The sequence below is a fragment of the Rhodococcus sp. P4_C10 genome (assembly GCF_056402135.1).
The window spans coordinates 170,224-185,318 of record NZ_JBFUHZ010000002.1; the positions used below are offsets into that span (position 1 = coordinate 170,224).

The window sequence follows — 15,095 nt, forward strand, 5'->3', positions numbered from 1 at the left end:
AGATCAGCGGCCTATCCCGCTCGGCGATGTGCGCGACACTGCAACTGGCCCAGGACGGGTCCTGATCGCGGCGACATCTGTAGACGCCGGTACCTGGAGGGGCTCAGTGAGCCGTCTATGCCCCCGGAGCACGCAGTGGGGCCGCCGGACTGGCAGGCCGCCACCGGCTGCGGAGCGGCTACCGTGAAGCGGGTGAGCACGAGCCAGCCGGTACCTGAAGATGCCAAACCCGCCGACCACCCAGCCCGGGTCTCCTCGATGTTCGACAGTATCGCCGGCCGCTACGACCTGATGAACCTCTTCATGACCTGGGGACAGGAGCCGCGGCTGGTGCGGCGTACCGTCCAGCGGGCACAGCTGCCCGATGCCCCGAAGGTGCTGGACCTGGCCACGGGAACCGGCGACATCGCCCACGAGGTGCTGCGAACCCACCACGACGCGGACGTCACCGCAGTGGACTTCGCGCCGGAAATGATGGCGATCGGCGCAGCCCGTCCCGATGGCGACCGGATCGCCTGGGTCGAGGCAGACGCGATGGACCTCCCGTTCGAGGACGACACCTTCGACGCCGTGACCCACGGCTACCTGCTGCGGAACGTGGCCGACATCCCCACCACGCTGGCCGAACAGTTTCGTGTGCTGAAGCCCGGTGGTCGGATGGTGGCTCTGGAAACCTCACCGGCGCCGGACAACATCCTCAAGCCCTTCTCCACCGCCTACATCAAGTACGTCGTCCCGCAACTCTCACGGCTCATCACCAAAGATCCGGAGGCCTACGAGTACCTCTCGGCTACGACCCGAGGATTCCGGACTCCCGCCCAGGTCCAGGAGCTACTGAAGGATGCGGGCTTCGTCGGCGTCGGTCACGAACTGCACCTCTTCGGCGCCCTGGCGATCCACTGGGCCACCAAGCCGAGATAGTCGATAGGCGACGGCCGTGGGCCGACGTCATTTCATGCGATGGGATGAAGACTCCGGAACCGACCTGATGTACCACTTCTCGTGTTGCGGGTCATGGCGGTGGTGAAAGCCATCAATCAGTCGATGCAGATGTTGACCGACTGTGCAGTTGCTGCAGGTCGTCGCGTATTTCCCGCATAGGCGCGGACGCGGTGGGCGTGTACAAAACGGTCCGTGAGCGTGCCAGCGCGGCGTAGATGTTGTTGGCGCCACCTGACGCCGCGAGTCACAACGCGACCTCACCATCCAGATTCGCGTCCGGAAAACGAACGATTTCAGGACGACCTTGGATCGGAGTTCAGCGTCGGTCCAACGCCAACGAGGTCCGACATCGTCCGGGCCACTTGACGGTCAGGATGCAGAGCACACGCGCCACGAGAGAGTTCAGCTCGGCTGACGCAGTGCGGGCTTGTCGATCTGTTCGCGGAGGATGTCGCCGTGGCCTGCGTGCCTGGCGAACTCTTGGATGAAGGTGAGCAGCGTCCATCGCATACTGACGCTTCCCTCGCGGGGCATGTCCTTCGTGTCGTCGAGGTCGAAGCGAGACGCGATCTGACGTGATCGTTGGCTTGCTCGCTCGAATTCGGCGATGACGTCCACTAGCGACTCGTCGTCTGCGACGGCGAAGGTGCCCTCGTCGCGGCGCGAGTATCCATCGCACTCCGATTCGTCGAGTCCCGCCCAGAACCGTTGGAACCAGATCCGTTCTGCGGCAGCGGCATGCTTGATCAATGAGATCGGTGTCGTCAGCGACGCGACGAGTCGTCGGCGGGCATCGGCGCCAGACAGGCCGCGTGCGGTGTCGATGAGTGCTTCGCGGTTGCGGTCGAGCATGGTCTCGATGATCGCTCGCTCGGTGCCAGTGGTAGTTCCGTAGGTGCCCATGCTTTCACTCCAATTCTGTTGTGTGGTTGAGGCCCGTGCGGCAGGTGTCGGTCGGGCTGGATGACACGACGCTGCGCAGCGGCGATCGATCTCGAAAGAGGGACAAAGCGTCCAGCGGCCAGGGAACAACCGGGAAGGAGAAGGACAACCGATCTGCCGGCGCGAAGATTGCACACGAAGCGTGAAATGGCGGGCGCCGTCAACACCGGAGCCCAGGCCCGTCAGAAGGGCCCTGTTGCCTGGCGTCAGCGTATCGCAGAGTTTCAACTGCAACTGCAACTGCAACCGCGAGTCGCGACTCAGGACCCGAGGCTCCGGCATCGTCAGGGCCACTTGACGGGACGACGGCACGAAGTCCGTCTGACGCCAACGCATCCCCGAATGAAGACAACCGAAGCTCACACATCCTGAGCTGCCCGGTCTGATTCATGTCCGGGAAACGACCGATGAGGAGACACACGCACTCAATAGGGGGGGAGCTATCAATCCGGGCACCAGGCCGGCACTGATATCCACCCCGAACCAGAACGAACGTGGCAATAGCCTCAGGCGGTCGAGTGCCAGTTCCGGACGGCCCGGTCGGCGCGCACACCGCGCGGCCTCCTTCCTGGGACCTCACCGATCGCTACGTTCCGTTGTCAATGATTCGCCAACCGTCGTCATCACTGTTGCGACCAAGGACATAGCCCCACGTGGTCGGGCCGTCGTGCATAGATTCATCGGCGTTGGTGAGCGTGAATGTGACCCCCACTGACACGCCCTGTCGGTATCCCTCGGCGGCCGTCCCCGCGGCCGGCATCGAGGACGTAAACGCGGTGACGTCACGGATCACCAGGTCACTGATCTGAGGATGCCGGCCGGTCAGCGATGAGCGGAACCACGGCTGCAATCTGCTCCATCGGTCATCAGCTACCAACATCCGGCCAACCTCCTCGTCGCCTGCGTCGATCGCCTCGATAAACGAGTGGACAACTTCTTCCGGACTAGCCGACACGGGAGGCTCGCTGGCATGCGTCTGACTCGCATCGGAACACCCCCCGAGTGCGGGTATCGCAACTGTGACCGCGATACACCCAGCAGCAGCCCTCAGCGGTCCGAGTCTGTCCCCGGCAATCAGTCTCATGCCCACAGTTTGACCGAGTTGGTCCACGAGATTGTGCACTCAATCGCCAGTAGCTACCGCATATAGGGATTCGCGCAAATTCGTGGGCCCTAGGAGACCGTCGGATGCCCTTGCCTCAGATCGGTGCCACAGATGCCGCAGCTCACCACACTCGATCGACGACCTTCGCGGCGGTGTTTCGACCGCGCAGCCCGCGGTCGCCGAAGCTTGCGTCTCTAAGCTTCAATAGGCGCAGGTGCACGTGCACGTACATTTCGGGGGTTTCAATGCGCAGCCGGTTACTGAAGCTCGGCCTGGCAGGAGCTCTCGCCTCCGTCTTGGTCCTTGCAGTCTCAGTTCACGTGTATTCGGGGGATCCGGCGGGCTACTGCGCCGCCAACGTGACGCCCCCGGCCATGTGGCAGATTGATGTCAGTTCGCCTCTGACAGAGGCGAACTGGACCTGGTTCCCTGTCGCCGGCGCATCTTGTACGTGGCAGGTCGGCAGCGACCTCCAGTACGGCACAACGGCCATCCGCGGGTGGCCCACCGTCGCCATGTTGCTTGGATTCTCCGTCTTGATCGCCACCGTGGTATCTACTGCTCTCTCGCTGATCAAACGTCACCGACAAGGGCGATCACTGAAAGCCGCAGCGCATCCATAGTCGCCCAATCCGTTTCATGTCCTGGAAATGACCGATTGATGGACGCCTCGGATCGGATGCTGGACGTATCGGTTATGACCCGAGCTGATTCTTGGGTTGGCGCCAAGAGGGTTCTGCGCCTGATCGGCAGGGTGCCGTAGTTGTTGAATAGCGGGCCTGCCACCAGGCGTCTTCGGATTCAAGTCACTGCTGTTGCCACAGGACCTGGTCTCTGGTCAGGGAACTAATCGCTGCATGTGTACTAACGCTGTTGTCATCCGTGTCCCTGCGGCGACCTCGAGTCGCTCGTCGGTGAAGCTACCGGTGGTGCGGCCGTGTAGACGGAGATGCGCAGCTCGTCGTCGGGTAGGTGCAGCGTTTCGAAGTTGAAGGTGGAGACCCCGAGATCGGTGTGATTGAAGGATTTCGTGGTGTGCCGTCGAGGCCCGACCGCATGGCCGTTCCAGAGACGACGGAACGTCGCGTCGGCGGCGTGCAGCTCTGTCGCCAAGTCGAGCAGGTAGGGGTCGGCAGGGCAGTGAGAATTCATGCTCCGCAGCTGTGCGACGCTCGATCGTGCGGTGGCCTCCCAGTCGACGAAGAGAGTGCGAGCGACGGGGTGGGTGAAGATGTATCGCACAGTGTTGCGTCGGTCCGCTGGCCACTTGCTGATTCCGGTAAACAGGGCCAGACCTTCAGCATTCGCGGCAATCATGTCGCTCACCCTGTTGAGGACGTAGGCCGGTGAGGGACGCAGAGCAGCGAGGACGGCGTCGATGCCTGCACGCACTGTCCTGGCAGGTGCCGATGTGGTGGTCGGCGGTGGGGCAGCAGCTACCAGCGCCAGTTGGGTCAGGTGGCGCGCATCGTCGCTGGTGAGTCGCAAAGCTCGCGCGAGGCTGTCGAGAACAGCTCGTCCTGGCCGGCGTTCGCGCCCCTGCTCGAGGCGCGTGTAGTAGTCGAAGCTGACGCCGGCCAGAGTTGCCAGCTCCTCGCGGCGTAGGCCCGGGGTGCGGCGCAGTCCCGGCCCTGCGGGGAGACCGACGTCAGTGGGTTGAACAGCGAATCGCCGCGACCGAAGGAAGTCGCCGAGTGGTCCGGGTGTAGTCACAGGCCGAATTCTGCCAAGACCGGCGTCGGCCTGCGGCAAGTGTTCCTGGTCGTGTCACTGCTAGGAACGACACGGCCTTCCCCGTATCCGTCAACCGCTCCAGACTTGGCGTCATAGAAACCCCTGCTGGAGCTCTTGGAGGACTCGTTGACGACGACCACAACTCGTGCGCCGCGACCGTGGAAGGTGTGGTTACTCACCGTGTGTGGGATCTACCCGGTGCTGACGGTATTGGTGACCGTCCTGACCCCGTTCATGGGTGGCGTTCCCGCGCCGGCTCGGCTGGCAGTAATCGTCCCCCTCGTGGTCGCGTCCATGGTGTGGGTCATCACTCCGTTCCTCACCCGACGACTTGGTGGGTGGCTGATCCGTTGACGCCAACTACGAAGTCATCTCCAACCTGGCAAGCCCGCGAGGAGCGAGTCATGATGCCCAGCAATGTGATCGGTACGACCTACCTGTTCAACTTCGGCGATCAAGCGAAATATCGCCTCACCACCGCAAGTCCAAAGGTGTTGCGGTCCGAGGTGGTGGCCGATTCCCGCCTGCCGGCTGGCACGGTCAACGACTTCCAGATCGACCGCGTCGAGCTGCGGCCTGGCCTGTACCTGCTGTCGTGGACTGAGCCGGAATCGGGAAACACGGTGACGCAGGTGCAGGACTTCGCTGAGCACACGGCGTACGTCTACATCACGGACCGGGCGTCCTCATCACTCTGGTGCCTGAAGGGCACGATCACAGAGCGAGGTGCCGGAGCCACGGAATCACGCACGAGGGAGGGATCGTGAAGTATCGACGGCTCGGAGCGAGCGGGCTCCAGGTGTCGGAGCTGATTCTGGGGTGCATGAGTTACGGCGATCCTCGTCGTGGCAATCACCCGTGGACCCTGCCGTTTGACGCCGCGAAACCTCTCTATCGCGCGGCGATCGAGGCTGGAATCACTACATTCGACACCGCGAACATGTACTCCGACGGCACGAGCGAGGAGATCACCGGCCAGCTGCTGGGCGAACTGGCCCGGCGCGAAGAGGTCGTGATCGCGACGAAGATGTTCTTCCCAATGCGGCCCGGCCCATACGGAGCAGGTCTGTCTCGGAAGCACATCCTGTGGCAGATCGACGAGAGCCTGCGCCGCCTCGACACCGACTACGTCGACCTGTACCAAATCCATCGGTGGGACCCGCACACTCCGATCGAGGAGACGATGGAGACCCTGCACGATGTGGTCCGGGCGGGCAAGGCCAGGTATATCGGTGCCTCCTCGATGCATGCCTGGCAGATGGCCAAGGCGCAGCACACCGCAGACCGGGGAGGGTGGACCCGATTCATCTCGATGCAGGACCAATACAACCTGCTCCAGCGTGAAGAAGAACGCGAGATGCACCCGATGTGCCAGGACAGCGGGATCGGCGTAATCCCATGGAGCCCCCTCGCGCGCGGAGAGCTGATACGACCGGTCGGCGAGTCGAGTGCCCGGTCCGAGACCGACGCGGTGCTCAGGACCTACTACCGGCAGACCGACGAGTCCAACCGAGCAATCACCGATGCCGTAGGCAAGGTCGCTGAACGACGCGGAGCTTCCAGGGCACAGGTTGCCCTCACCTGGGTGCGGCAACAGGGCGCTGTCACGGCACCGATCATCGGCGCAACGAAACCCCAGCACCTCGACGACGCCCTTGCCTCACTTGCCCTCACGCTCGAATCCGACGACATCGACCTCCTGGAAGCCTCTTACACCCCACGCCAACCCGAGGGCTACTAACTCGAGCGGACGAGTGTAGATGGCACTTCAAGGTCCGGCCGTTGACCGGCGGGCCCTTACCGGTCACGGCAAGTGGCCCCAGCCGCCTTCTTGAGGATGCTGGCCACACCCAGGATCGACCTTCATCAATCCGTTGAATTTGCGACGTATTCTGCACCGCTCTGACCTTCCATGCTGGACCGGACCCGCCCATGGATTCATCGCTCACGCATCCTCGGCGGGCCGAGGAGTACCCGTGTCCACCGGGACAGAGTCCCCGATCGACGCCTGCCTTGAGCGACTGAGCCAGTGGACCGACATCGACATCGTCGAAGTCGCGAGCCCTGGCAGTGCTCGACCAGATTCCAGCGGCCACTTCTGCGCTCGCGAGTCGCGGCTCACCGAACTCAACACCGTCCCACCAGCTCATCCGAGGACGATAGAGGGCTCGTGTCGTGGGTCCAGGACGCCTGGAATGCTCGCTATGCCGAGCGATCCAAGCTGATCGAGTCGGGTGAGGCCTCCTCTGACCGCGCACGCGATCCTCAGCTGTGGTCGTGTCCTCGTTGGAGGGTCTGTATGCCGTGTGGTCGTATCAGACAGATGACTGTGTTCCAGAAACGACCGCGGCGGCTGTGGGCCGGCGTTGCCCTTGCCGTAGTCATCGTCGGAGCGCTGGCTCTCTGGTTTGGTGGCCCTCGGCTTTATCGTTGGGTGAGCGCACGATCGGCCGAGAGGGCGGCGGAGTCGCTGGCAACGAACTTCGGGCTACATCTGACCGATGCCGACACGATCGCTTACGCCAAGCATTTCAGTTCTTTCCCCGACTCGTCCGCGTACTTGGTCATCGAGTCGATCGCGGGTGCCCGCGCGAGCGACCTTCGCAGCAAGTCAGGTCTGACGGCGCGTCACGCCGTCACCAGATACACGCCCGCCGGATGGCTACGGAGCGACTCACACGTAGCTCGACACCGCCAGAGAACGCTGGGGGAGGGTCGAGATCGCAACCATGTTGACCCCGGCGCCGGCGGGAACGTCGATGCGGGTCTGGCCGCGGTCGGCCGGCACCCGCAGGGTGTGCGTGATCGGTGCGTTGCCGTCGATCCAGTCGGCCGGGACCGTGATCCCGCAGGCGGGGCTCGCGCCGAAACTGCCGCGGGAGTGAGGGTGACCGCGAGGTTGCCCGGCCGGGCGGGATCGGTCTCGAAGTCGACGTGGATCGGTCCGTTGCACGGGCCGAGGTTGTCGATCGGCATCGTCGTGGTGACGGCCGACGGCTGCGAGTCGATGAACCTGCGGCCGCAAGGGTTGACGGTCCTCGGCGCGTGAGGCCGTCGGGTCCTTGACAAGGCCTGGACGCATGTCAAGCTTGGGTGTGACCCAGGACACTTGACCGGGTGTCCGTCACACCTTCCGGGAAGTGCGGCCATGACTGCTTCGCCAGAGCTCAGGCAGGGATTCGGATCGATCCGCGCGGGCGGCCTGAACTGGGAGTCGTTCCCGCTGCGGCTCTTCGACAAGGGCAACGCACACTTCTGGGATCCGCGGTCCGTCGACTTCAGCCGGGACGCGCAGGACTGGGCGGGGCTGACCAGCGAGCAGCAGCGCAGCGCCACCTACCTGTGCACCCAGTTCATCGCCGGCGAGGAGGCCGTCACCGAGGACATCCAGCCGTTCATGCGGGCGATGTCCATGGAGGGCCGGCTCGGCGACGAGATGTACCTGACCCAGTTCTGCTTCGAAGAAGCCAAGCACCTCGCCATCTTCCGGCACTGGATGGACGCGGTGGGGCTGGACCGGGACCTGCACCCGTTCGTCGCGGAGAACCCCTTCTACCGCGAGCTGTTCTACGAGGAGCTGCCCGGCTCGTTGCGACTGCTCGAGACGGACCCGAGCCCGGCGAACCAGGTGCGCGCCAGCGTCACCTACAACCACGTGATCGAGGGCAGCCTCGCGCTGACCGGCTACTACGCCTGGCAGAAGGTCTGCACCGAGTGGGACATCCTGCCCGGCATGCAGGAGCTGATCCGGCTGATCGGCAACGACGAGCGTCGGCACATGGCGTGGGGGACCTTCACCTGCCGTCGGCACGTGGCGGCCGACGACGCCAACTGGGGCGTCGTGCAGCAGCGGATGGGCGAGCTGATGCCGCTGGCGCTGGGGATGATCAACTGGGTCAACGAGCAGTTCGAGGTACAGCCGTTCGGCCTCGACCCCGAGGAGTTCGTCACCTATGCCGCGGACCGGGCCCAGCGCCGGCTCGGGGCCATCGAGTCGGCCCGCGGCCGGCCGATCGAGGAGATCGACGTCGACTACTCGCCCGAGGTGCTCGAGGACCAGTTCGGCAAGGAGGACGACGCCGCGTTCGCCGACGTGGCGAAGTAGCCCGGCTCGCCCGGAACTCGCTCCCGGTGGCGACACCTCGACGACAGGGCCACACTGGCGTTCACGTTCCGGTGTCCGGGAGGGGTGACGCTTCATGGCGGATGCTGTCGAGGTCCAGGACCTCGTGCTGCGATACGGGAAGACGCTCGCGCTCGACGGGATCAGTTTCACCGTCCCCGAGGGAACGGTCCTAGGGGTTCTCGGTCCGAACGGCGCCGGAAAGACCACCGCCGTCCGGATCCTGGCAACCCTCCTGCGGGCCGACTCGGGGAGCGCGTCGGTGTTCGGCCTGGACGTGGCGAGCCAGGCAGACGAGGTGCGGGCGTCGATCGGGCTCACTGGGCAGTTCGCCGCAGTCGACGAGTACCTGACGGGGTTCGAGAACCTCGAGATGGTGGGACGGCTGTTCGGGGTGGACAAGTTCGAGTCGAGGCGGCGCGCGGACGAACTCCTCGCCCGGTTCGATCTCACGGACGCCCGCGATCGCACCGTCAAGCAGTACTCGGGCGGTATGCGCCGACGTCTCGACATCGCCGCCAGTCTCATCGGGCGTCCCCGTGTGCTGTTCCTCGACGAACCGACGACGGGCCTGGACCCGCGCAGCCGGATCGGGATGTGGGACTTCATCTCCGACCTCGTCCGGGACGGGACGACGATCCTGCTGACGACGCAGTACCTCGAGGAGGCCGACCGGTTGGCCGACTCGATCATCGTGCTGGACAAGGGGTCGATCATCGCCGCCGGCACCTCGGACCAACTCAAGGGCCGGGTCGGCGGGGAGCGCCTGGAATTCGTGCTGGAGGACTTCACGCAGGCGCCGCGCGCCTGCGAGTTGCTGGCATCGCTGGGGATCGAGCCGCCGACCACCGACGCGCAGGCCCGCCGGATCAGCATCCCGGTCTCGGGCGGCATCGACGATCTCGCGCAGGCCCTGAGCCGGCTGAAGGAAGCGGACCTGGCGGTGTTCGACGTCGGCCTCCGTAGGCCCAACCTCGACGACGTGTTCCTCAGCCTCACCGGGCACGTGGTGGACGAGCAGGCAGGCGAGGCGTCGTGAGGATCCTCCGCGACTCCGTCATCGTCGCCAAGCGCAACCTGATCAAGGTCAAGCGGGTCCCCGACCTGCTGGTGTTCTCGACCCTGTCGCCGATCATGTTCGTGCTGCTCTTCGCCTACGTCTTCGGCAGCGCGATCGCGGTGCCCGGCGTCAGCTACAAAGAGTTCCTGATGGCCGGAATCTTCGTCCAGACCGTCATCTTCGGCGCGACGATCACCGGCGTGAGCCTTGCCGAGGACCTGCAGAAGGGGGTGATGGACCGGTTCCGGTCGCTGCCGATGGCGCGCTCGGCGGTGGTGATCGGCCGGACCGCCGCCGACGTGGGCACGAACGTGCTCACGGTGGTCATCATGTCGATCACCGGCCTGATCGTGGGCTGGCGGATCCACTCGTCGTTCCTCGAGGCGGTCGCCGGGTACGCACTGTTGCTGCTGTTCGCCTACGCGATGTCGTGGGTGATGGCGCTGGTGGGGCTCTCGGTCAAGACGCCGGAGGTGGTCAACAACGCGTCGTTCATCGTCATCTTCCCGCTCACGTTCATCGCGAACACCTTCGTCCCCACCGACAATTTCCCCACCGTGCTCCGCACCCTGGCCGAGTGGAACCCCGTCTCCTCGGTGACGCAGGCGGCCCGTGAGTTGTTCGGCAACACCAGTCCCGCCGTGCCGGCGCCCGACGCCTGGCCGTTGCAGCACGCGGCGCTGTACTCGTTGGCGTGGATCGTCCTGCTGCTGTTGATCTTCGTGCCGCTCTCGGTGCGGAAGTACGAGCGGACGCTGACCTCGTGACGGGCCGGCGCTCCACATCGTGACCGGGCTGGGCGGCCTGCCGAACGGCGACAGCCGACACCGACGCGCGGGTCCGACGAATTCGGCGACGAGTGCCGACTTCTTGGGGACGTTTGCCCCTGTTCGGCGACCATCTGCCCGGGAAAGGATCGAACTGCGAAGGATCGAGCGGCGCCCGAGGCCGTAGCACCCGCCTGACGAATCCGAGGAGAGCGACATGTTGGTAAACCCGCCGATCGTGGTCGGAGTCGATGGTTCCCAGTCCTCGAACGACGCCGTGTGGTGGGCGGCAGAGAACGCGGTACGCAGGGATGCGCCGTTGCTGCTGGTCGCCACGGTGTTCGTCGCGGGCACGTACGGGGTTCCGATCGGGATGCCACCGACCTACTTCGACGACCAGGAGGTGGAAGGAAAGCTCCGGCTCGCACGCGCTGCCGACCTCGCACGCGAAGCGGCGTCGGGACGACCGCTGACGATCGAGTCCGAGCTGTTGTCGGGCCAGCCGAGCCTGGTGCTGATCGACCGCTCGAAGGACGCGGGGATGCTGGTGGTCGGGTCGCGTGGCCTCGGGGAGTTCACCGGAGGGCTACTGGGATCGGTCAGCACCGCGGTTGCCGCCCACGCGCATTGCCCGGTCGCCGTGATCCGCACCCTGTCGGACCCGGAGGCCGCGGTGGGTGGGCCCGTCGTGGTCGGTGTGGACGGCACGAAGAACAGCGAGCCGGCGGTCGTGGCAGCCTTCACCGAGGCGTCGTTGCGCGGCGCCGAACTGATCGCGGTACACGCGTGGTCGGACGTCAACGTCACGAACTTCCTCGGCAGCGACCGGACCTTCGACTGGACCTCCGTCCGCACTCGGGAAGAGGCCGCGCTGTCGGAAAGCCTGGCGGGTTTCGGCGAGCGCTTTCCGGAAGTTGCCGTCCGCAGGGTCGTGGTTCAGGACCGCGGGGTGCAGGCACTGGTCGAGTTCTCGGCGTCCGCGCAGTTGGTGGTCGTGGGGAGCCGTGGCCGTGGCGGGTTCACCAGCCTGCTGCTCGGCTCCACCAGCAGGGCATTGTTGCATTCGGTCACCTGCCCGTTGCTGATCGTTCACTCACGGCCCTGAATCGAGGAACCCTGCGGTGCTCGACGACCGGGTGGCAGGATGGGTAGTGGCCAGGTCCGGTGTGGGGTCGCGGATGCGGAGAGGGGCACATGGCCCTCGTAGGCAGTCAGCGTGCAACGGCGAACATCTGTGGCCGAGAGTTCTCAGCCGTGGTGTTCGACCTTGACGGGGTCGTCACGGACACAGCGACCCTGCACGCGGCGGCGTGGAAACAGATGTTCGACGACTACCTCAGCGGTCTCGGCGCCGATCAGTCGCCGTTCACCCTCGACGACTACCTCCGCTACGTCGACGGCCGGGAGCGCACGGACGGCGTCGGCACGTTTCTGAGGTCACGGGGAGTCGACCTTCCCAGGGGAGGTGCCTCGGACCCGCCGTCCGAGGCGAGCCTCAACGGTCTCGGGACTCGCAAGGACCTGCTGTTCCAGCGCCTTCTGGCCACCGAGGAGGTGCCGATCCTCGCCGGAACTGTCAACGTACTGCGACTGCTCCGCGCGGGTGGTGTCCCCACCGCCGTGGTCAGCGCAAGCCGCAACGCCCGGCAGGTGCTCGACGCGGCCGGACTGACCGCAGAGTTCGACATCCGCGTCGACGGCGTGGACGCGAACCGGTTGCGGTTGCCGGGCAAGCCCGCCCCGGCGATGTTCCTGGAGGCGGCCAGACGGCTCGGCGTGGAACCGCGTCGCGCTGTCGTGGTCGAGGATTCGTCGGCGGGGGTGCGCGCGGCACGTTCCGGCGGGTTCGGATTCGTGATCGGGATCGACCGTGACCACCGCAATGCCGCGCTGCAGGAGAGCGGTGCGGACGTCGTCGTGGACGATCTGGAGGTCCTGGACCTCGGGGTCTCGGATGCTGTCCGGCAGGCCGGCGACCCCGACCCGGCCTGCGGGGTCTGCGCGGTCGAGACGACCTCGCCGTGGCTGTTGACCTACGAGGGGGCGGATCCCGAGACGGAGGGGACGAGGGAGGCGTTGCTCACCCTCGGGAACGGGTATCTCGGCACCCGTGGCGCGTTGCCGGAGGCGCGCGCAGACGGAACGCACTACCCCGGGGTGTATCTCGCGGGCTGCTACAACCGGGTGTCGTCGGTCGTCGACGGGGTGACGCGAGAAGACGAGAGCATGGTGAACCTGCCGAACTGGCTGGACTTCACGTTCCAGGCGGAGGGCGGCGCCTGGTTGCGCCCGGGCAGTCACGAACTGCTGCACCACCACGTGACGTTGGATCTTCGCCGTGGGGTGCTGATCAGGGAGAGCGTGGTCCGGGACGGAGACGGTCGCCGCACCCGGATCAGGCAACGCCGGGTCGTGTCGATGAACTCGCCGCATCTCGCTGGGCTCGAAACGGTACTCGTCGCCGAGAACTGGTCCGGGCGGATGACCGTCCGGAGCGGACTCGACGGCGGGGTCCGCAACTCGAATGTCGCGGAGTTCGACGGTCTGGAGGGCCGACATCTCACCGCTCCGGAGACCGGGACGACCGCGGGCGGGGAGATCTGGCTCGAGGTCGAGACGAATCAGTCGCGGGTGCGGGTGGCGCAGGCGGCCAGGACTTCGATCCGACTTGCCGACGGTGGCGAGATGGAGGCTGAGCGAACGACGGTCACGGAACCGGCCGCTGTGCGTGACGAACTCACCTTCGCGGTCGCCGTGTCGGCCCAGATCCTGATCGAGAAGATCGTGGCGACCTACACCTCGCGTGACCACGCGATCTCGGAACCGGTGCTCGCGGCCCGACAAGCTGCAGCGGATGCCCCGGAGTTCGCCCAGTTGCTGGCCGCGAGCGAAGCGACATGGCACATCCTCTGGCGCCGTTGCGAAGTCGTCTTCGACGCCGACGCCGAACTTCGACTCGCCGCGAACGTCCAGATATTTCACGTGCTGCAGACGCTGTCACCGCACACTGCGGACCTTGATGTCGGGGTGCCCGCGCGAGGTCTGCACGGCGAGGCCTACCGAGGGCACGTCTTCTGGGACGACATCTTCGTCCTGCCCTTCCTCACGCTTCGTCTACCCGAGTTGGCCAGAGCCTTGCTGGAGTACCGCTTTCGGCGGCTGGGCCAGGCAAGGCGCAGGGCGCGAACCTATGGACGAGGAGGGGCCGCCTTCCCGTGGCAGAGCGGTAGCGACGGCCGAGACGAGACTCCTCCCGCATTCTTCAATCGACGTTCCGGTCGTTGGGTGCCGGACAACTCCGCCCGGCAGTTCCACGTCAATCTCGCTGTCGCATACAATGTCTGGCACTACTGGGAGGTCACTGCGGACTTCGGTTTTCTCGCTACCTTCGGCGCCGAACTGCTGGTCGAGAACGCCCGATTCTGGTCGAGTCTGGCCACCTACGACGCGGAAACGGACCGGTACGACCTGTGCGGCGTGATGGGGCCCGACGAGTTCCACGACGGCTATCCCGACCTCCCCGGGCGTGGAATCGACAACAACACCTACGTCAATGTCATGACCGCGTGGTCGCTGGCACGGGTACTCGACACCGGTCGAATACTGGGCGAGGACCTCGGGCTGTGGCCGAAGCTGGGCGTCACCGCCGCCGAGCGGGGCGAATGGGAGCATCTGAGCCGGCGTCTGCGGCTGGAGTTCCTCGACAACGGAATCCTCAGCCAGTTCAGGGGATACGGCGATCTCGACGAACTGGACCTCGACGACTACCGGGCACGGTACGGGAGCATCGGCAGGCTCGACCTGCTCCTGGAAGCCGAGGGCGACTCGTGCAACAGGTACAAGGTCTCGAAACAGGCCGACGTGCTGATGCTGCTCTACCTCTTCACCGCCGAGGAGCTCACCGGTCTCGTCACCCGCCTCGGGTACGAGTTCGACCCGGCATCCATCCCCGACACCGTCGAGTACTACCTGGCGCGGACCTCGCACGGGTCCACCCTGAGCAGGGTCAGTCACGCGTGGGTCCTGGCCCGCGGCAACCGCAAGGAGTCGTGGCAGATGCTGCGTGAGTCGCTCGACTCAGACCTGGGAGACATGTTCCGCGGCACGACCCGCGAGGGTATCCACCTCGGCGCGATGGCCGGCGGCATCGACCTTCTCCAACGGTGCTATTCGGGCCTCGACGTACGCGGCGACACCTTGTGGCTGCACCCCCAACTGCCTGCCGAGCTGAACGCCCTGGAGTTCGACATCAGGTATCGCGACCACTGGTTGCACCTTCGATGCGGCCGCGACACCGTGACCGTCACGACGAGCCCCAGCGCCGCGGCGCCCGTGCGGGTGAACATCCATGACGAGACTCACCTCCTCACCGCAGGGTCGTCGGTCACAGTCTCGGCCCGGCGCTGAGCGTGCGGTTGACTT

13 protein-coding genes are annotated in these 15,095 nt (G+C 65.5%); 10 read left to right on the forward strand and 3 right to left on the reverse strand.

Going from position 1 to position 15,095, the window contains the following annotated elements:
* Positions 1-192 precede the first annotated feature (192 nt).
* A complete protein-coding gene (locus AC1DWC_RS01895) occupies positions 193-921 on the forward strand; it encodes a ubiquinone/menaquinone biosynthesis methyltransferase (protein WP_477905652.1) in 729 nt (242 codons plus the stop codon).
* 423 nt (positions 922-1,344) lie between these two features.
* On the opposite strand, the gene AC1DWC_RS01900 is transcribed toward AC1DWC_RS01895, so the two are convergent.
* The 3 genes from AC1DWC_RS01900 to AC1DWC_RS01910 all read right to left on the reverse strand — a co-directional run bounded on the left by AC1DWC_RS01900 (position 1,345) and on the right by AC1DWC_RS01910 (position 4,702).
* Complete coding sequence (locus AC1DWC_RS01900) at positions 1,345-1,845, reverse strand: DinB family protein (RefSeq protein ID WP_477905654.1); 501 nt, start codon at positions 1,843-1,845, stop codon at positions 1,345-1,347.
* Positions 1,846-2,470: 625 nt separating this feature from the next.
* Positions 2,471-2,839 (reverse strand): hypothetical protein, encoded by a 369-nt coding sequence (locus tag AC1DWC_RS01905; protein WP_477905656.1) that lies wholly within the window; start codon positions 2,837-2,839, stop codon positions 2,471-2,473.
* Between the two features lie 1,026 nt (positions 2,840-3,865).
* A complete protein-coding gene (locus AC1DWC_RS01910; protein ID WP_477905658.1) occupies positions 3,866-4,702 on the reverse strand; it encodes a helix-turn-helix transcriptional regulator in 837 nt (278 codons plus the stop codon).
* Between the two features lie 425 nt (positions 4,703-5,127).
* Between AC1DWC_RS01910 and AC1DWC_RS01915 the strand changes: the two genes are divergently transcribed.
* The 9 genes from AC1DWC_RS01915 (at position 5,128) to AC1DWC_RS01955 (ending at position 15,080) form a co-directional block, all read left to right on the forward strand.
* Positions 5,128-5,490 carry a MoaF-related domain-containing protein gene (locus AC1DWC_RS01915; RefSeq protein ID WP_477905660.1) on the forward strand — a complete coding sequence of 121 codons (363 nt, stop codon included), beginning with the start codon at positions 5,128-5,130 and terminating at the stop codon, positions 5,488-5,490.
* A complete protein-coding gene (locus AC1DWC_RS01920; protein WP_477905662.1) occupies positions 5,487-6,464 on the forward strand; it encodes an aldo/keto reductase in 978 nt (325 codons plus the stop codon). The genes AC1DWC_RS01915 and AC1DWC_RS01920 overlap by 4 nt, the downstream gene beginning before the upstream one ends.
* Before the next feature lie 988 nt (positions 6,465-7,452).
* Complete coding sequence (locus AC1DWC_RS01925) at positions 7,453-7,608, forward strand: hypothetical protein (RefSeq protein ID WP_477905664.1); 156 nt, start codon at positions 7,453-7,455, stop codon at positions 7,606-7,608.
* A 2-nt stretch (positions 7,609-7,610) separates the two neighbouring features.
* The gene (locus AC1DWC_RS01930; protein WP_477905666.1) at positions 7,611-7,772 is read left to right on the forward strand and encodes a hypothetical protein; all 162 of its coding nucleotides are present in this window, start codon (positions 7,611-7,613) and stop codon (positions 7,770-7,772) included.
* 99 nt (positions 7,773-7,871) lie between these two features.
* Complete coding sequence (locus AC1DWC_RS01935) at positions 7,872-8,828, forward strand: R2-like ligand-binding oxidase (protein WP_477905668.1); 957 nt, start codon at positions 7,872-7,874, stop codon at positions 8,826-8,828.
* Positions 8,829-8,922: 94 nt separating this feature from the next.
* Positions 8,923-9,885, forward strand: coding sequence for an ATP-binding cassette domain-containing protein (locus AC1DWC_RS01940; protein WP_477905670.1), 963 nt, complete (start codon positions 8,923-8,925; stop codon positions 9,883-9,885).
* Positions 9,882-10,673 (forward strand): ABC transporter permease, encoded by a 792-nt coding sequence (locus tag AC1DWC_RS01945; RefSeq protein ID WP_477905671.1) that lies wholly within the window; start codon positions 9,882-9,884, stop codon positions 10,671-10,673. The genes AC1DWC_RS01940 and AC1DWC_RS01945 overlap by 4 nt, the downstream gene beginning before the upstream one ends.
* A gap of 217 nt (positions 10,674-10,890) precedes the next feature.
* A complete protein-coding gene (locus AC1DWC_RS01950) occupies positions 10,891-11,778 on the forward strand; it encodes a universal stress protein (RefSeq protein WP_477905676.1) in 888 nt (295 codons plus the stop codon).
* Between the two features lie 149 nt (positions 11,779-11,927).
* Entirely contained in the window at positions 11,928-15,080 is a 3,153-nt protein-coding gene (locus AC1DWC_RS01955) for a beta-phosphoglucomutase family hydrolase (protein WP_477905678.1), read from the forward strand.
* Positions 15,081-15,095 lie beyond the last annotated feature (15 nt).